Origin of the sequence: Xenorhabdus siamensis (genome assembly GCF_037996745.1) — a bacterium.
Lineage (GTDB): Bacteria > Pseudomonadota > Gammaproteobacteria > Enterobacterales > Enterobacteriaceae > Xenorhabdus > Xenorhabdus indica.
Genome location: NZ_JBBMXE010000009.1, coordinates 164,436 through 183,440 on the forward strand (window position 1 = coordinate 164,436; position 19,005 = coordinate 183,440).

Sequence of the window (19,005 nt, forward strand, 5' to 3'; positions counted from 1 at the left end):
ATGGCTACATACCTTATCGGCGATATTCACGGCTGTTATCGTGAGCTGATTGCGCTCTTACAACAGGTCGATTTTCATCCTGACAAAGATACGTTGTGGCTAACGGGGGATTTAGTCGCCCGTGGCCCTGATTCACTGGCTGTTCTGCGCTATGTTAAACAGCTTGGTTCCGCCGTTAAGCTGGTTTTAGGCAATCATGATCTGCATTTGCTGGCTGTGTATAACAAGATCAGCCGCAATAAACCCAAAGATCAATTGGATGAGTTGCTTGCTGCTCCAGATGTCGATGAGTTAGTTAATTGGCTCAGAAAACAGCCGGTATTACAGATCGATGATGAACTGAAGTTGGTCATGACACATGCAGGGCTAACCCCGCAATGGGATCTGGATACAGCCAAAATGTGTGCCCGTGAAGTAGAAGTGATTCTGCGCAGTGACAGTTATCCCCTGTTTCTTAACGCTATGTATGGTGATATACCCAATAGCTGGTCACCCAAATTAAGTGGATTAGCACGGTTGCGCTACAGTACTAACGTATTAACACGGATGCGCTATTGTTTCCCGAATGGCCAGCTAGATATGATTTGCAAGTCCAAACCTGAAAATGCGCCTGCTCCACTGAAACCCTGGTTTGAATTACCACGCAATATCCCTGAGGATTATTCCATTGCGTTCGGTCACTGGGCAGCGCTGGAAGGTCAGGGCACGCCTGCTGGTATCTATGCTTTGGATACAGGTTGTTGCTGGGGAGGCAAACTGACTCTTTTGCGTTGGGAAGATAAGCAATATTTTAGCCAACCCGCCTTAGTTATAGCTTCAGATTGATTAGATTCGTGATATTTAGGTAATGCCGGAGTGTCTTTTGACACTCCGTATCTCAAATCTGATTGGCAAATAAGATCACTTGCGCCGTTCTAGAATCTCAAAACAGTAGCCATGTGAGTTATGTTCATCTGCGTCATGGTATTCGGTAAAGATCGAGTTCCATTCATCTGGTTCATAATCAGGGAAATGAGTATCACCAATCACTTCTGCATCAATATGTGTCAGATACATGCGGTTAGCCAGAGGAATAAATTGTTCATAAATTTTACCTCCGCCTACCACCATCACTTCCTCAACATCACCTGCCGCGGCCAATGCTTCTTCGACTGAGCTTACCCAAGTTACGCGATCGTCACTGGCTGGCTGACGGCTGATTATGATGTTCAGCCGCCCCGGTAAAGGACGACCAATCGATTCATAAGTTACCCTTCCCATTACGATTGGTTTTCCCAGTGTATTACGTTTAAACCAGGCTAAATCGCCCGGCAGAGTCCACGGCATGGTATTTTCCATACCAATAACTCGATCCATAGCCATCGCAGCAATCAAGCTGATATTCATTAAGTCACCTTACAGGCATGTAGTATAAAAACTGTGGACACTATACGGAAAGGGGTTGTGACAGTCGATAAGATTAGCAATTTATTCAGAACAAATAATTAGCCTATACGTCTAATAGATTTCAGATTGCAACGCAACAACAATAAAGTCAATTACCTTTGTTTAGAGTAGAAAAGATTACCTCTGGTCACATCAATCACTATGTGACCAGGGGGATTCTTTGCAACTAAACAACAACTTGAAATTAACAATAAATTACAACCAAACTAGTATTCTAATTCTATTAGCAAATATTATTTTTTGTCAGCCATCATATGATATGAAACGGCAATACCTGCGGCTTGACCAGCAAGTGAAGGCTCATCGCTGGCCAAGTAAATCCCCGCAATATAGTGATGATCAACAGCATATTTTCTGTATTTTTTCGCGTAACGCTCACCAATACGTAATAAACGCCCATCACTTAACTTAAATAATGCCTCATCAACAGCACCATTTCCCCATACTTCCAAGCTTTCGATCACACTATCATTTAGTTCAATCGAATTCGTTTCTGAGGTCACCGTACCAAGTGTATAATATGAGCCGTTGGTAAATGTAATTTTAATACCACCAACTCTAGGTGCATTCCCAATTCTTTGTACATATCCAATTATGGATTGTATTTTATTGTATTTCCCATTAATTAAAGATGGCTTGAAAGGCTCCTGCATTGCATCGTCTTCTGTAAGAGCCTGAATTCTCATTTTGTTAGTCGGACGATCAAACACAGTCGAATAACTGATAGTTTTAGGATAGAAACCACTTTCAAGGCTATTATTCTGTATATGCTCAATTAATTCAATACACTCTAAACCGTGTAATAAACAATATCCTCTTACAGATAATAAATTATTAGTGACACTCCCTGCTGTTGATGTGTTTATAGCATCGTTATATTCATTAGTATACATCGTATGAATATAGTTCTTGGCCTTACCCACTAATTTGTCGATAAGTTCTTTTAATTCATTAACTTCAATATCTGTCAGCCCAATATCTTTTTTCTTCTCTATTCCCATTTTCCAATAAGGGATCTGTAACATAATAGTGTTAGTATACATTGGGAGAATCTGGTAATTTGTTCTATTATCAAAAGATTTGAATCTTTCATCTATACTCACCAGATATCTTGCCAGGAACATATATGCATCATGACTTTCCTGACTCCCAGGCGAGTTTTTCAGCATAGATTCTACATGTTCCATTTTCCCTTTGATCTCTTGTACTTCTCCATTAAGTATTCCTTTAATGGTTTGCAGAACAGCATCCTCTATCATCTGCTCTACTTTTTGGAGAATTTGCTCCCAAGTATTGTCTTTTTGTTGAGGCCAAAATAGTCCTAACAGGAAGGATAATGCCGGGCCCGGACCTGGAATAAATCCTATACCACCAATAATAGCATCCTTTATGATTGACGACATATCCCATTCATAATCAGGCGTGGACACTGCATAAAGATCCATGGGCATTACGTCAGTCAGTAAAGGCGATGTTTCATTTGTAGATATAGTAATAGGTGTGGTATTCATAATATTATTTTACCTTAATACCTTAATTAATCTGTAGTTAAACAATAAATTAATTGGATATTTCTCAAATTAAAATCCATTGATTATAAATAGATTTTATATCATTATTTATTATATCCAGTAACAAAGGCTCGCTTATCTGTGTCATTATAAATTACGACTTTGCTGTAATATAAAGAGTTACCAGGTGCTTTTAATATTCCATCCTCTCCTGCGTTCACTGTGATAGAAGAAGATTCGAACCATTCTGATGTGAAAGAATGAGACCAATAAAAAACAGCCCTAACTGTTGGTGCAGGGCCGGAGTTGGCTACATAGTAATCGGGACGTGCTTCAGGAATAATAGGCGTATCAATTCTTGTTGCCTGTACAGAAGAATGTGGTTCTATGGTTATATCACTATAATTACTGACTGTAGTGGGTTCTGATGCTGGTGTATTTGGACCATAAGTTGCCGGTACTGGAGTAGGTTCATTATTACTATTTGTAATTGTAATACCATTAACACCGTTTGTATTTATATTTATTGTGATCATAAAATCCTTTCCTATTGTTAATGAGTGGTTAGAATATAATTTCTCGTTTGTAGAATATTAACTATTTTTATTTTCATGATCTTTATATATCATTATAGGGTTATCTATAATTATGAATAGTTTCTCCTTACAGATAATCGTTTATTTTATTAATGGATATATTGAACCTATATGTTTTTGCCGCGGGTATTCTAAACATATTAGTAAGCAGTATAAAATATAAAAATTGGCAACTCAGCTTAAAAATTATATTACTTATTTAAGTGTATAATTCAATAAGCAGATACAGAGAACATTTATTGATAGATATTAATCTTAACCGTGTAAGTGATAAATATTGTTATTATTAGTGTTACAGCCGTATTTATTTATCTAAACCGAAAATATTTTCATAAGAAAGATTTGGATAATACAGTTTACTGATTATTATTAATACCCGTTTTCTTTATTTCTCCTTCAAATCAGACATGCTAACAACCGTAAAAAAGGTCTCATAAGAGACCTTACATCCCCGCCGGACTAACAACCAATTGCCCTGCCACCCCATGATCCGCCATTTCCAATATCTGGCTGTAATACATAAAAGGGTAATGTTCATACGATGGCTGCATCATATTTACCAGCAACTCTGTTCTGCCATCAACCCAGACAGTATCTTTCCAGCCATAATCCTGAGGCTCTGGCCGCATACCGTTGTGGTTGATGACCTTAAATCTGGCACCTTCAATATGGAAAGGTTGTGGAACCGAGGTAGTGACTACCCAACGTTCCCACGCCCCCTGGTGGCTGGTTATATCGATACGGCCTGAATGTAATAATGCGCCATTGATCCCTTGTGTTTTATCCCCTAAAACGATCTGCCGATTGCGAATCGAAGTATTAATTTCCGCCATATCCACTACAAGCTGAGCGGGTAACGCTTCCGTGACCAAAGGTAATAATCCCCCCGATTTAATTGTCAGAACATTCGTTGAACGTAATTTGTTGGAGGGTTCAAATAGCCCTTTCAGGCGATCAATCATGCCAGCAGATTCACCTGCGCTAATAACCACGCTATCCACTTTTGACATATCCACCAGTACTTCACGACGTTCTCCCGGTGCAAGAAAAAGCGTCTGCACTGCAACTGGCGCAGGCAGCAGGCCCTGATCGGTCGCAACCATATAAAAAGGGCTACCATCACTGAGTTGCAATTGGAAGCGGCGAGCATTGGCTGCATTCAATAAACGCAGTCTGATCCAGCCCTTGGCAACTTCAATAAAAGGATCTTCCACACCATTAACAACTAATGTATCACCAAGAAAGCCCTGAGCGGCAGAGGCTTTGTCATACCGGGGAGTACCAAAATTGTCCAACCGTTTGTCTTGCAGAATAATGGGGAAATCATCAACCCCATAATGTTTAGGCAAAGGTAAGTTACGGCTGCTTTCATCGTCTACCAACCACATTCCCGCTAGTCCTGCATAAACCTGTCTCGCCATTCGGTGTGGTGTATTCGCGTGATACCAGCATGTCGCTGCCGGCTGCTCAATGGGAATGACGGGCGACCAATTTCCGTTAGAGGGGATCAAACGTGTTGCTCCACCCATTAATGTTCCGGGGACTTGCAACCCACTCACCGTCATTGAAACAGGCTCTGGCAAGCGGTTGCTATATATCAGCTTAACGTTATCTCCTTTACGGACACGAATAGTCGGCCCCAAGTAAAGCCCATTGATACCCCATACCGAAGCCTTATTTTTTCCATCAAAAGACCAGTTGGATTTCTGTAGAGCCAAAAACAGAGGCTGTCCGCTACGGGGCTCCAGCAAAGGGGGAACAGGCAATGCCGTTTGTTGATCTTTATTAGCTCGAACCGCAAAAGGGAGCGCCCCTAAACACATTGCCAAACCAGATGCCTGAATAAATTGGCGCCGACTCAGTGACATATTTTCTCCACGGCAGGAATAATCTCCACGACAAGAAAGAATAGCATCCCAAATTGATTGCTTATGCACACTCAATAAATTTCGAGTTACATCGCGGTGGTAAGTGAATGAACTCCCCAATGTGGGGATATTAGGATTTATTATTCTGTCGAATTACGTTCTATTGATTATGCGTTATCAATTGCATTTAATAAAAACGTTAACTTATTAAAAAACAATCATATCGCGAATAGGGGATAAATTCTAAAACTATCTTAAACTTATAGTCAGAATTCATCCCCAAACCAGAAAGAAAGGGGCTGTAATGCTAGAATATTTATTTTTAATTCAACTGACTACGTTTGTTAAGTTCGTCTACTTCTTTATCCAGCTCTTCAATCTTGGCTTGCATCATTTGGCGGCAATATTCAGCCAATTCACGCACCTGCTCTTTGGTATATTTTGCCGTATCAATGGGAGGCAACATCTCAACAATAACAACACCATTATTCCAACGATTGAGTTTTATTCTGTCATGGGTTGAGGAGACGCAAACAGGCACAATCGGTACACCAGCCGCAATGGCCGCATGAAAAGCACCGGTTTTAAACGGCAGTAAACCACGCCCACGACTGCGAGTACCTTCCGGGAACATCCAGACAGAAACTCGATTCTTTTTGATCTGATCCACAACTTGTGAAATTGTTCCGTGCGCTTTTGTCCGGTTTTCCCTGTCAATCAGGATATTCCCCGTCAGCCAGTACAACTGACCAAAGAAAGGGATAAAGAGCAGACTCTTCTTACCAACAGTCACCGTGCGTGGCTGTACAGCATTCGACATAGTGATCATGTCGTAGTTATTCTGGTGATTACCAATATAGATGCTCGCACCATATTGAGAAGAATCTTCAGGAATACGCTCTATCAATGTGATACCGAATATTTTGTGTAGCTTGCCAAATGCCCGGCCAAAGGTCATCACATGTCGCGGATCGCGCGGACTAAATAAACAGTAAATTCCACCAAATATACAGATCAAAATGGTGAATAAAATAACAATGATCCCACGAATAATGGTTAACATAGTTTTCTCTTGCGGTTTCCTGTAGCAAGGCAGGCCAGCGCCACGCTGACCCGCTATTAAGGTTATTTAAGATGTTTTTATTTATTACACACTCAACACTTCTACACGTTCAACACGCTGTAATCCGCGTGGCAGTGAAGTTCCTTTGCGTCCTCTCTCTGCCCGGAATTTCTGCAAATCCTCTGGGTGAAGCTGCAATTTGCGTTTACCGAAATAAAGTGTAATTGAGGATTTCGGAGACAATACCAGCAACCAGCTCAACATATCTTCTCCTGAAGCGGCCTGAGAGGCGGTAATGGAAACAATTTTGTTACCTTTGCCTTTTGAAAGCTGTGGAAGATCTGCGACCGGGAACATCAACATACGACCTGCCTTAGTGATCGCCAGTAACATATCATCCTGCTCATTGATGATCTCCAATGGTGGCATGACCTTAGCATTCTGTGGCAACGTAATCAGTGCCTTCCCCGCCCTGTTTTTAGCAATCAGGTCATTGGAAGTACAGATGAAGCCATAACCTGCATCAGATGCCATCAAAAATCTCTGATCGTCTTTCGCCATTAGCAGATGTTCAACAGACGCCCCTGCCGGTAATGCCAGTTTGCCGGTCAAAGGTTCCCCCTGCCCTCTGGCAGATGGCAAGTCCAATGGGTCAACGGAATAACTACGCCCCGTACTATCAATAAAGACCACTGGCTGATTACTCTTACCACGCACAGCACTACGGAAGCTGTCACCGGATTTGTAATTCAAACCCGCAGGATCGATTTCATGCCCTTTCGCACTACGTACCCAACCCATTTGGGACATGACAACAGTGATCGGCTCAGATGGCAGGATATCGTGATCGCTCATGGCCTTTGCTTCTGAACGCTCTTTCAGCGGAGAACGGCGCTCGTCGCCATAGTTTGCCGCATCCGCAATAATTTCTTTTTTCAGCAGGGTATTCAGCTTACGCTCAGAACCAAGGATAGCCTGAAGTTTATCCCGCTCTTTTGCCAGCCCATCCTGCTCACCACGGATTTTAACTTCTTCCAGCTTCGCCAAATGACGCAGTTTCAGCTCCAGAATCGCTTCTGCCTGTGTTTCCGTTAATCCAAAACGCTGCATCAGTACTGGTTTTGGTTCATCTTCACTACGGATGATATGGATAACTTCATCAATGTTGAGATACGCTGTCAGCAAACCTTCCAGAATGTGCAGACGCTTAAGTACTTTTTCCAGACGATGATTCAGGCGGTTACGCACCGTTTCACGCCGGAAAACCAACCACTCACTGAGGATTTCGACCAGACCTTTTACACTTGGACGATTATCCAGACCAATCATGTTGAGGTTAACACGATAGCTTTTTTCCAGATCGGTAGTTGCAAACAGATGATTCATGACCTGCTCAACATCCACACGATTCGTTCTTGGCACAATCACCAAACGTATCGGGTTTTCATGATCGGATTCATCACGTAGATCATCTACCATCGGCAGTTTCTTTGAACGCATCTGGCTTGCAATCTGTTCCAACACTTTCGCACCGGATACTTGATGTGGCAGAGCAGTAATAACAACATTGCCCTCTTCTTTTGACCACACGGCACGCATACGTATTGAACCGCGGCCATTTTTGTAGATTTTACGGATATCTTCTTTTGAAGTGATGATTTCCGCTTCTGTTGGATAATCCGGTCCCTTCACATACTCCATGACTTCATCAAGTGAACATTCAGGTTTATCCAACATAGCGATCAGCGCGTTTGCTACTTCACGCGTATTGTGTGGAGGTATATCGGTCGCCATACCAACAGCAATACCCGTAGTTCCGTTTAACAGGATATTCGGCAGGCGTGCAGGCAGCATTTTGGGTTCCTGCAACGTACCATCAAAGTTTGGCACCCAATCTACCGTACCGTGGCCAAGTTCACTCAGCAGTAATTCTGCATACTTAGACAGGCGGGATTCGGTATAACGCATCGCTGCAAAAGATTTTGGATCATCTGGAGCCCCCCAGTTCCCCTGACCATCCACCAATGGATAACGGTAGGAGAAAGGCTGCGCCATCAAGACCATTGCTTCATAACAGGCACCATCTCCATGTGGATGGTATTTACCCAGTACATCACCAACAGTACGGGCCGATTTTTTGAATTTTGCACTGTTATTCAGCCCAAGTTCTGACATCGCATAGACAATACGGCGCTGAACAGGCTTTAAGCCATCACCGATAAAAGGCAGCGCCCTGTCCATGATGACGTACATGGAATAGTTCAAATAGGCGTTTTCAGTGAATGTGTGGAGTGGTTGACGCTCTACACCATCGTGAGTTATCTCACTCATGTATTAATTTCCTCAGAATCTGTCTTGACTACCGTGCGCTATGCTTCTGTTAGTTACACCCAATGTTGGTTACACCTAATTTGTGTTATACAAACTGTGTCATAACCAAGCAGTGTGATAACTAAATGCGTTATAACTGGGTTGCGCTATAACTCAATCTCGATGGCATCACCCTTTTCTTGCAACCAATTACGGCGATCTTCCGAGCGTTTTTTCGCCAGAAGCATATCCATAACGGAGAGGGTTTCCTGATAATTCTCATCGTTGATAGTCAATTGCACCAGACGGCGAGTATTGGGGTCTAATGTGGTTTCACGTAATTGCATTGGGTTCATTTCACCTAACCCTTTGAAGCGCTGAACATTCGGTTTGCCACGCTTGCGGCTCAGGCGGTCTAATATCGCGCTCTTTTCACCTTCATCCAGCGCATAGTGCACCTCTTTACCAAGATCAATGCGATACAATGGTGGCATTGCCATATAAACATGACCACGTTTTACTAATGTCGGGAAATGGCGGACAAACAAGGCGCACAAAAGTGTTGCAATATGCAAGCCATCAGAATCCGCATCCGCCAGAATACAAATTTTACCGTAACGTAGTTGGCTGACATCTTCACTGTCAGGATCAATACCGATGGCTACGGAAATATCATGCACTTCCTGTGAAGCCAGTACCTCATCTGAAGAGACTTCCCATGTGTTCAGGATCTTACCACGCAGAGGCATAATCGCCTGAAACTCACGATCACGAGCTTGTTTGGCAGAACCGCCTGCGGAATCCCCTTCCACCAAAAACAGTTCGGTGACATTCAGATCCTGTGACGTACAGTCTGCCAGTTTACCCGGCAGTGCAGGGCCATTAGTCAGTTTTTTACGCACGACTTTCTTTGCTGCACGCATACGGCGCTGTGCACTGGCAATTGCCATTTCAGCCAATTGTTCAGCTTCCTGAATATGCTGGTTCAACCACAGACTGAAAGCATCTTTGACAACACCGGAAACAAAGGCCGCAGACTGGCGCGATGATAAACGCTCTTTGGTCTGTCCGGCAAATTGTGGATCCTGCATTTTGAGGGATAACACGTAGGCACAGCGATCCCAGATATCATCTGCGGAAAGTTTAACACCGCGAGGCAGTATATTGCGGAATTCACAGAACTCACGCATTGCATCCAACAACCCTTGACGCAAGCCATTAACATGGGTTCCACCTTGTATCGTCGGGATCAGGTTAACATAGCTTTCTCCCAACAATTCGCCACCTTCCGGCAGCCAGAGCAATGCCCAGTCAACCGCTTCGGTTTCACCGCTGAGAGTGCCCACAAATGGCGATTGCGGTAATGTCACCAGCCCATTGACGGCTTCCAGCAAGTAATCTGTCAGGCCATCGGCATAACACCATTTTTGTGCTGTTCCTGCCAGTTTGTCCTTAAAGACAATCTCCACGCCCGGACACAAGACCGCCTTCGCTTTCAGAAGGTGGGTCAAGCGCGAAGTCGAGAAGCGAGGAGTATCGAAATAACTTTCATCCGGCCAGAAATGAACACTAGTGCCTGTATTACGTTTTCCGCAGCTCCCGATAACTTCCAGCTCCTGCACCTTATCGCCATTTTCAAAAGCGATCTGATGAACCTGGCTATCACGACGAACGGTCACTTCGACTCGTTTGGACAGGGCATTAACTACTGAAATCCCCACGCCATGCAATCCACCGGAAAATTGGTAGTTTTTATTGGAAAATTTACCACCTGCATGTAGGCGGGTCAGGATCAACTCAACTGCTGATACTTTTTCTTCAGGATGGATATCAACCGGCATACCACGGCCATCATCTATCACTTCCAGAGACTGATCGCTGTGGAGGATCACTTCAATATGCTTCGCGTGACCAGCTAACGCTTCGTCCACACTATTATCGATCACTTCCTGTGCCAGATGATTCGGGCGGGCTGTGTCGGTATACATTCCTGGACGACGACGAACTGGCTCCAGGCCACTGAGGACTTCAATGGCCTCTGCGTTATAACTAGATTGAGTCATGTTGTAATTCTGTCGGTTGCTTCATGATTTAAAGAGGGTCAATCAGTATTGATTACCCTGCGTTTCCCGGGTTACCGATTTATGGGTTGCGGCCTCACCCGAAAATCCATTGGGTAGATACTGTTGATAATACCAGTCACTTACTTGTTTTTGGCAATTTTTTTACTATCGCCACTGGTTAGCCCCAAGAAGTCAATGATTTGAGGGAAATAGTATTCGAAACCAATAAAAGCATGATTCCCACCTGATTCGACCGTCTGCCTGCACTGCATCAGATATGCAACCGCCTGACGGTAATCCAGCACTTCGTCCCCGGTTTGTTGCAATAACCAGATAAGATCCGGTGACTCCAACGGGTCAATGTGCATCACTTTGAGATCATAGATGTGGCTTTGTTCAAGAGTATACCGCTCTTTAGTATAGGGGTTCATATTTTCCCCCAGATAATCCTGAAGAATATCGAATGGACGAACCGCAGGATTGACGACTACGGCTGGCAGGCCAAAACATTGTGAAAGCCAAATAGCCAAATAGCCACCGAGTGAAGAACCGACCAAACCAATGTGTTCTCCGGCACGACTTATTACCAGTTCTTCCAACAAGGCGGCTGCATCTTCAGGATAAGGAGGTAATTGTGGCACCAACATATCTATTTCAGGATGCTGTTGGTGCAGCCATGTTTTCAGCGTATTGGCTTTCTCTGATTGTGGTGAACTGTTAAAACCATGTAGATAAAGTAATGTTGACATTAATACCCGTCCGAATCTAAATCCGGGCAAAATTCATTACTCTTGAGCCTGTGAAGCTGCGTTTGTAATTTCGCTTCTCCCTCGCCAGTCACAGACAATTCAAGATAACGCCAACCCGGGGCCACTGTATCAAGCATAAAATTAGTACAATGTGGTTTAAATTGCACACACGTTGATGGCGTCGCCATAACACGAATACCATTCCACATATCATCCAGCTCCTGATGAATATGCCCACACAGTATTGTTTTCACCTGCGGTTTATCTTTCAAGAATTCTGCTAATGCAGGAGCATTACGTAAACAGTGTTGATCCAACCAGGTGCAACCCGATGGTACAGGATGGTGGTGCAACATGACCATCGCGTAACGATCACTGTGCTCATCCAGACATTTTGTCATCCACTCAAGCTGATAATCCGTTAATTCACCGTGTGGAACTCCCTGCACTTGACTATCCAGCATGATCAATTGCCAGTGCTGACCAATGAATATTTGCTTAGAAAGAGGGAGCTCCGCGGCTGTCAAGACATCAACCATCGCAGGTTGATAATCATGATTACCAGGCAACCAAACGCAAGGGGCAGGCAAACGGGCAACGCCTTCAACAAAATGTTGATAAGCACCGGTAGTTTGATCCTGAACCAAATCACCTGTAGCAACTACCAAATCGATATCGAGATTCTGCTCAAGGATCGCATCCAGCACAGCATGATAACTGCGGTAGGTATTAACGCCTAGCAGTGAGTCACCTTTATTGGCGAAAAGGTGCATGTCGGTGATTTGCAATATTCTTGCTGTGGCGCCTTTTGCCACAGGTATTTCAAGCAGGCTTTCCAAATGGTTTCCTTTTCCTGTCGATCATAGGGGATTATTCTAACGTGCTTTTTCACATAAGATCTGCTGACTGGGGCACACTTCACGTTTCCCAAGGCAAATTAGAGATTATCTCTCCAACCACGCTTTTTTAAGTTTTTCATGGTGCAACGTCAGCCACTGTATTGCAATAACTGAAGCCGCATTATCGATAATTCCCTCCTCTACCCATTGGTAAGCCTGTTCGCGACTGACAGCCAGCACCCGGATATCTTCATTTTCATCTTCCAGACCATGAATACCAAAAGCAGTAGAAGAATCGACCTCCCCAACAAAAATATGCATACGCTCGGTTGTTCCTCCGGGACTTGAAAGATAACTCAATGCCGGTTGACAACGTTTGACCTCAATACCCGCTTCCTCCATCGCCTCACGGCGAACAACCTGTTCGGCAATTTCCCCTTCTTCGATCATGCCTGCAATCACTTCCAGCAACCACGGTGTTTGACTGGTTTCAATTGCCGGAATGCGGATTTGTTCAATCAGAACCACTTCATCACGTATCGGATCATAAGGTAACAAAATGCCTGCATGACCTCGCTCAAACACTTCACGTTTAATGGTTTCACTCCATCCTCCACAAAACAGACGGTGTCTGAATTGATATTCCGTCATTTTAAAAAAACCACGGTAGAGCGGCTTGCGGGAAATAACTTCAACATCTTGTTTCGTAAAAGTACGTGGTTTTGTAGGAACAAGCTGTGAGGCAAAATCTTCACGCATAAAGACTCCTGATTGTTATCCTTTTATTAACCTATTATTAAAATGTATTTTGTCATATTGGTCTAAATAAATTCATTTTGAAGATACAAACAGACCAGAAAATAAGGCAATATGGCACAAACAGCCACCCTATCCTGCAAGTATTCTCTGCTAGAATCTGTAATATTGTTTTTTATGCAGAGGCAACTTAGGCAAAATAGCTGCACAACAAGGAACGCAAATGAAAAAATTGCTATCTCTTTTTATCGCTATAAATTTGGTAGGTTTCAGTACCTCAAGCCATGCAGAAGATCTATTGCAAATTTACAAACAAGCAAAAGAAACTAATCCTGAATTGCTTAAGGCACTGGCTGACCGCAATTCGGTTTTTGAAGGAATTAATATAGCCCGTAGTCCTTTGTTACCTCAATTAGAACTGGGGGCGGGAGTTAACTATGACAAAAATTTTCGCAATGACAAACAAGAAAACTATGGTCCTAATGCGCAGTTAACTCTGAGCCAGACAATTTTCAATATGTCCACATGGAACAAGCTGAGTCAGGCTGAAAAGAATGCAGGAATTGCCGATATTACTTACCAAAAAACCCAGCAGCAATTAATTCTGGATACTGCCAGTGCCTATTTTGATGTTCTGAATAAGATTGATTCTCTGACCTATACCGACGCCCAGAAAGCCTCACTGTATCGACAATTAGATCAAATAACTCAACGCTTCAATGTAGGGCTGGCTGCCATTACTGACGTGCAGAACTCCCGTGCCCAATATGACAGCATTCTGGCACAGGAAGTTTCTGATCGTAACAACCTGGACAATTCTCTGGAAAAATTACGTCTGATTACCGGTGTTTATTATCCACAGTTGGCTGCATTAAATATTGAACGCTTCAAGACAAATAAGCCTGAACCGGCCGAAGTTATACTAAAAGAAGCTGAAGCTCACAATCTGAGCTTGTTATCCGCACGTTTGACGCAAGATTTGAAACGCGAGCAAATTAAAGACGCACAAACCGGCTATATGCCAACCATCAAATTATCGGCAAGTACAGGGGTCAGTAATAAACATTACCGTAACGGAGCATACAACAATCAATATTCTGGAAGCAATTCTGTCGGTGTAACCTTAAATCTGCCACTTTATAGTGGCGGAGCAACCAGTTCTCAAGTTGAACAGGCCAAATATGATTTTGTCGCCAGTAGCCAAGAACTGGAAAATACTTACCGCAAAGTAATTCAGGATGTACGTTCTTCTACCAATAATATTGCAGCCTCTATCAGTAGTATTGAAGCTAACAAACAAGCTGTGCTCTCTGCCGAAAGCTCATTACACTCCACAGAGGCAGGTTATCATGTAGGAACCCGTACCATCGTTGATGTACTGAATTCCACCTCTAAGCTGTACGAGACAAAGCGGATTCTCTCTAAAGCACGTTATGATTATCTGCTCAATCTGTTAATTAATAAGCAGGCCCGCGGTACTTTAAATGAAGAGGATCTGGCGGCACTGAATAACCTGTTAGGTGCACAGGTTCCAACTTCCGCTAGCAGTATTATTAAAGAGATGAAAACGCCATCAATTCGATGAATTAATGCGCTATCGTTTTCAATTAAAAAACGTTATATTAAAGACGCTATACTAATAAAGCAGCCCGCCGTTGTGTGGGCTATTTTTTAATAAGATCCCTAGGAGCTGTCCCATTGCGCATCATTGGTGGGATTCGCTCTTAATCTGATACCTTTAAGATGGATGCCCCCTATGACAATGAAACGGACAAAAGAGATTAACCGTGATAATTTTCGTAAAGCATGGCGAAATTATCGTCTTGCACCTGTGGCACTCGCTGTCAGTGCGGTTTTCATGCTTTCTGCCTGTGAACAGAACGATGAAACGGTATCGCTTTATACCAATGCCGATGAGTGTTCCAAGGCAAATCCTTCTCAAAGTGAACAATGCACTATCGCTTATAACAATGCTCTGAAAGAAGCAGAAAAAACGGCACCGAAATATGCAACCCGTGAAGACTGTGTGGCTGAGTTTGGTGAACAACAATGTACTCAGGCCCCTGCACAGGCAGGTGTTGGTAATCAGGCTCAGGCACAAAGCAGCAGCGGTAGCTTCTGGATGCCGTTGATGGCAGGTTACATGATGGGTCGTTTGATGGGCGGTAACTCAGCTCCTTCACAACCGCTGTTCTCATCAAAATCTGCCAGTAGTCCAGCTAATGGCAAGTTTGTAGATGCAACAGGTAAGAGTTATGGCCCGGCTACGGCTGGCGGTCGTACCATGTCTGTACCCAAAACAGCAATGGCACCAAAACCAGCAACCACAACGACCATTACGCGTGGTGGGTTCGGTGATACAGTAGCAAAACAATCCAGTATGCAGCGTTCATCTGCTGGTTCAAGCTCCAGCTCTTCCCGTTCAATGGGCGGTTAAGTCAAGGTGAGTGATTAAATAAAGATGAAACGCATTAATATTAATGAGCGCCCGGACTGGCGCGAAAAAGCAACAGAATATGGTTTCAATTTCCACACCATGTATGGCCAGCCCTACTGGAGTGAAGAGGCTTATTATCAATTCAGTCTGAACCAGATTGAAGAAATTGAAGGCGTCACCGAAGAACTGCATCAGATGTGTTTGCAGGTTGTGGAAAAAGTCGTCAACAGTGAAGAACTACTGACAAAATTTCAGATCCCTAAGCATTGTTGGGAATTTGTCCGTACTTCATGGGTAACCAGCCAACCTTCACTCTATTCCCGCCTGGATTTAGTCTATGATGGCCAGAATCCACCAAAATTGCTGGAAAACAATGCAGATACCCCGACATCGCTGTATGAATCTGCTTTCTTCCAATGGATCTGGTTGGAAGACCAGATGAATGCCGGCAATCTGCCCTCAAATGCAGATCAGTTCAATAGCTTGCAAGAAAAACTGATTGAGCGTTTTGAACAGTTACGTGAAAAACACGGGTTTGGCCTGCTGCATATGGCGTGTTGTCAGGATAGCGAAGAAGATCGTGGCACAATCCAATATCTACAGGATTGTGCTTCAGAAGCGGGCATTGCAACGGAATTCCTGTTTATTGAAGATATTGGTCTTGGTGAAAAAGGGCAGTTTACGGATTTGCAGGATCAAGTGATCAGCAATCTGTTTAAGTTGTATCCATGGGAATTCATGCTGCGTGAAATCTTCTCGACCAAACTGGCTGATGCGGGCGTCCGTTGGCTGGAACCTGCATGGAAAAGCATTATTTCCAACAAAGCGTTACTGCCAATGTTGTGGAAGATGTTCCCGGATCACCCCAATCTGTTGCCTGCTTATTTTGCCGATGAACGTCCAGCAGAGATGAACAGCTATGTAATTAAGCCTTTCTTCTCCCGTGAAGGGGCCAATATTCGTATTATCGAAAATGGCCGGGAAATTGCCAATGCCGATGGTCCATATGGTGAAGAAGGTATGATCGTTCAGCAGTTCCATTCCTTGCCGAAATTCGGCGATAGTCATGCGCTGGTAGGTAGCTGGTTAGTCAATGATCAAGCGGCGGGTATCTGTATTCGTGAAGATCGTGAATTAATCACACAAGATCTGTCCCGTTTCTACCCGCACATTATTCTGGATTAAGTTATTTATCCGAATTGGATTGTCAACATACTCAAAGAGCCGTCTTCAATACCTTCAACAGGCGTTGAAATTGGCTCTTTTTTATCCCATGTTCCCAACACATAGAAAAGTGGCAGAAAATGTTCTGATGTCGGGTGAGATAACTTACCATCTTCCCTGTCCAGGGCCTGCAATAAAGGATGTGGTTCCTCAAGGCTGGTCAAATTCTCGCGCACAAACTGTTCAAAAGACAGAGCCCACGAATAAGGCTCAGCTCCCATCTGTTCTGCAAGCTGGTTATGCACGACATTCCCACTTCCTATGATCATAACGCCTTCATCACGGAGCATAGATAATTTCTTACCCATCTCATAATAGAAAGAAGTGGATTGATTACGATCTATACTCAGTTGGATAACAGGAATATCCGCATCAGGATACATTTTAGCTAATATTCCCCAGGCGCCGTGATCTAATCCCCATTCTTCAAAATCAGTTTCGACCTCAATGGGTTCAAGAATATCCTGTACTAATACAGCCAGTTCAGGAAAACCTTTCGCTGAATACTGTTTCTCATGTAATTCTCTGGGGAAGTTGCCAAAATCATGGATAGTTCTTGGTTGGGCCATTGCCGTCACAACAGTACCGTCTGTATACCAATGCGCAGAAATCACCAGAATTGCTCTTGGTCTGGGTAACTTTTGTCCCAATTCGAACCAGGCATGTGAATAACAGTTGTCTTCAATGGCATTCACTGGACTACCATGACCAATGAATAATGCGGGTATTCTCAGGAGACTCATTTTCGTCCCTCATGCGGCAAATCAAACATGATAGTTATGATAATGACAAAAAAATTATGGCAAGATTATGAAGCTTCTTCCTTGAATGTGACCAATCAAAAAATAATGGAGCACTTCAAAAATACTGAAAGGCCACAGGGTGTGGACTGCGGCCTTACAAGCGTACATGCGATGTAACTGATATATTCTACCCCGTCCGGTCCTTTATGCCGAACTATTTTTACCCTTCATCCTTCAATTTGCAGTTTTATTGCCTGTGTATTGAGGATTATGGGGTATTCCATGCTAATGGAAGAAAATTTCAGTAGAAAAAAACAACTATGCTGAGTCAGCTAACCGCTTTTTCCATCTTAATACGATAATCAACCAGATCGTCGATGGTGACCACTGGCATATCGTGCTGTTTTGCAAACTCAATAACCTCAGGCGCTCTGGCCATTGAGCCATCATCATTTGTCAGTTCACACAACACCCCTGCTGGTCTGAAACCCGCAAGTTTCACCAAATCAATCGTCGCTTCGGTATGACCACGGCGAGCTAACACCCCGCCATTCTGTGCCCGCAGAGGGAAAACATGCCCAGGGCGATTCAGATCATTTGGTTGCGCGTCATCTGCTATGGCTGCACGAATGGTTGTAATACGATCTGCGGCAGAAACGCCGGTTGTTACTCCCTGTGCAGCTTCAATAGTGACAGTGAAAGCTGTCTGATATTGGCTGGAGTTGTTTTCGACCATCATAGGTAACTGCAATTGCTGACGGCGTTTTTCCGTCATACAAAGGCACACAATCCCACTGCCATGACGGATAGTTAATGCCATTTGTTCCACGGTCATCGTTTCGGCAACGAAAATCATATCACCTTCATTTTCACGATTTTCATCATCCAGCACCATTACGCCATGGCCTGCACGCAAAGCAGCTATCGCACGTTCGATACGTTCAAATGGAGTACCATAAGAAGAAAGTAGCGTCTGATTCATGGTAAAAAAACCTCTTTTAAAATGTATGGATTACCAGAATCAGGGCGATTTTGAGGAGTTGATATTGCTTAAAAATACAGCAATAAAAACAACAGACGAGCGCAAGCGCCCGGTTGATACTGTTATTCTCTCCCATCCGGACTATCACCGTCGGCTCCAGAATCACACTGGATCTGCTGACCTCTGTTTTTATCCTCATTAGTTTCTGACAACCAATTTTTGACAACACGTTTCTATCAAAAAAGGATAATGACAAACAGAGCGCTCGCGGGCTTCATGAAATCACCAGAAGTCATTTCACTTTACCGCCGGTAGGGACTTTCACCCTGCCCTGAGATAAACAATTTGACTATAACGTTTATAATTCATCAGAGCAATCGACAAAAGCAAATATAAAACTGATCTCTCAATCAATTGT

The 19,005-nt window shown here is 43.5% G+C and carries 16 protein-coding genes and 1 riboswitch; of the genes, 4 read left to right on the plus strand and 12 right to left on the minus strand.

Going from position 1 to position 19,005, the window contains the following annotated elements:
- Positions 1-825 carry a bis(5'-nucleosyl)-tetraphosphatase (symmetrical) ApaH gene (gene apaH / locus AAC852_RS09855; protein ID WP_340620876.1) on the plus strand — a complete coding sequence of 275 codons (825 nt, stop codon included), beginning with the start codon at positions 1-3 and terminating at the stop codon, positions 823-825.
- A gap of 75 nt (positions 826-900) precedes the next feature.
- Here apaH and folA read toward each other — a convergent pair whose 3' ends face one another.
- From folA to nudF, 10 genes are all read right to left on the minus strand, one after another.
- Complete coding sequence (folA, locus tag AAC852_RS09860) at positions 901-1,386, minus strand: type 3 dihydrofolate reductase (RefSeq protein ID WP_340620877.1); 486 nt, start codon at positions 1,384-1,386, stop codon at positions 901-903.
- Between the two features lie 293 nt (positions 1,387-1,679).
- Positions 1,680-2,957 carry an insecticidal delta-endotoxin Cry8Ea1 family protein gene (locus AAC852_RS09865; RefSeq protein ID WP_340620878.1) on the minus strand — a complete coding sequence of 426 codons (1,278 nt, stop codon included), beginning with the start codon at positions 2,955-2,957 and terminating at the stop codon, positions 1,680-1,682.
- 104 nt (positions 2,958-3,061) lie between these two features.
- A complete protein-coding gene (locus AAC852_RS09870; protein ID WP_340620879.1) occupies positions 3,062-3,493 on the minus strand; it encodes a JHE-like toxin PirA in 432 nt (143 codons plus the stop codon).
- A 503-nt stretch (positions 3,494-3,996) separates the two neighbouring features.
- Positions 3,997-5,421, minus strand: coding sequence for a cell division protein FtsP (gene ftsP / locus AAC852_RS09875; RefSeq protein WP_340620880.1), 1,425 nt, complete (start codon positions 5,419-5,421; stop codon positions 3,997-3,999).
- 322 nt (positions 5,422-5,743) lie between these two features.
- Entirely contained in the window at positions 5,744-6,484 is a 741-nt protein-coding gene (locus tag AAC852_RS09880) for a 1-acylglycerol-3-phosphate O-acyltransferase (RefSeq protein ID WP_340620881.1), read from the minus strand.
- Between the two features lie 84 nt (positions 6,485-6,568).
- Complete coding sequence (parC, locus tag AAC852_RS09885) at positions 6,569-8,815, minus strand: DNA topoisomerase IV subunit A (RefSeq protein WP_340620882.1); 2,247 nt, start codon at positions 8,813-8,815, stop codon at positions 6,569-6,571.
- Positions 8,816-8,961: 146 nt separating this feature from the next.
- Complete coding sequence (gene parE / locus AAC852_RS09890; protein ID WP_340620883.1) at positions 8,962-10,857, minus strand: DNA topoisomerase IV subunit B; 1,896 nt, start codon at positions 10,855-10,857, stop codon at positions 8,962-8,964.
- 140 nt (positions 10,858-10,997) lie between these two features.
- Positions 10,998-11,606, minus strand: coding sequence for an esterase YqiA (yqiA, locus tag AAC852_RS09895; protein ID WP_340620884.1), 609 nt, complete (start codon positions 11,604-11,606; stop codon positions 10,998-11,000).
- Positions 11,606-12,445 (minus strand): 3',5'-cyclic-AMP phosphodiesterase, encoded by an 840-nt coding sequence (gene cpdA, locus AAC852_RS09900; RefSeq protein WP_340620885.1) that lies wholly within the window; start codon positions 12,443-12,445, stop codon positions 11,606-11,608. Before cpdA ends, yqiA begins: the two co-directional genes overlap by 1 nt.
- A 105-nt stretch (positions 12,446-12,550) precedes the next feature.
- Positions 12,551-13,204, minus strand: a complete 654-nt coding sequence (gene nudF, locus AAC852_RS09905) for an ADP-ribose diphosphatase (protein ID WP_340620886.1) — start codon at positions 13,202-13,204, stop codon at positions 12,551-12,553.
- A 220-nt stretch (positions 13,205-13,424) separates the two neighbouring features.
- Here nudF and tolC point away from each other — a divergent pair, with 220 nt between their 5' ends.
- The 3 genes from tolC (at position 13,425) to AAC852_RS09920 (ending at position 16,823) form a co-directional block, all read left to right on the plus strand.
- A complete protein-coding gene (gene tolC, locus AAC852_RS09910; protein ID WP_340620887.1) occupies positions 13,425-14,786 on the plus strand; it encodes an outer membrane channel protein TolC in 1,362 nt (453 codons plus the stop codon).
- 177 nt (positions 14,787-14,963) lie between these two features.
- Positions 14,964-15,638, plus strand: coding sequence for a DUF1190 family protein (locus AAC852_RS09915; protein ID WP_340620964.1), 675 nt, complete (start codon positions 14,964-14,966; stop codon positions 15,636-15,638).
- Between the two features lie 24 nt (positions 15,639-15,662).
- Positions 15,663-16,823, plus strand: a complete 1,161-nt coding sequence (locus AAC852_RS09920; RefSeq protein WP_340620888.1) for a glutathionylspermidine synthase family protein — start codon at positions 15,663-15,665, stop codon at positions 16,821-16,823.
- 5 nt (positions 16,824-16,828) lie between these two features.
- On the opposite strand, the gene ygiD is transcribed toward AAC852_RS09920, so the two are convergent.
- Positions 16,829-17,605 (minus strand): 4,5-DOPA-extradiol-dioxygenase, encoded by a 777-nt coding sequence (gene ygiD, locus AAC852_RS09925; RefSeq protein ID WP_340620889.1) that lies wholly within the window; start codon positions 17,603-17,605, stop codon positions 16,829-16,831.
- 328 nt (positions 17,606-17,933) lie between these two features.
- Positions 17,934-18,587: a 3,4-dihydroxy-2-butanone-4-phosphate synthase gene (ribB, locus tag AAC852_RS09930; protein WP_340620890.1), complete on the minus strand. Its 654-nt coding sequence runs from the start codon at positions 18,585-18,587 to the stop codon at positions 17,934-17,936.
- Between the two features lie 120 nt (positions 18,588-18,707).
- Positions 18,708-18,930: riboswitch (FMN riboswitch) on the minus strand.
- Between the last annotated feature and the right edge of the window lie 75 nt (positions 18,931-19,005).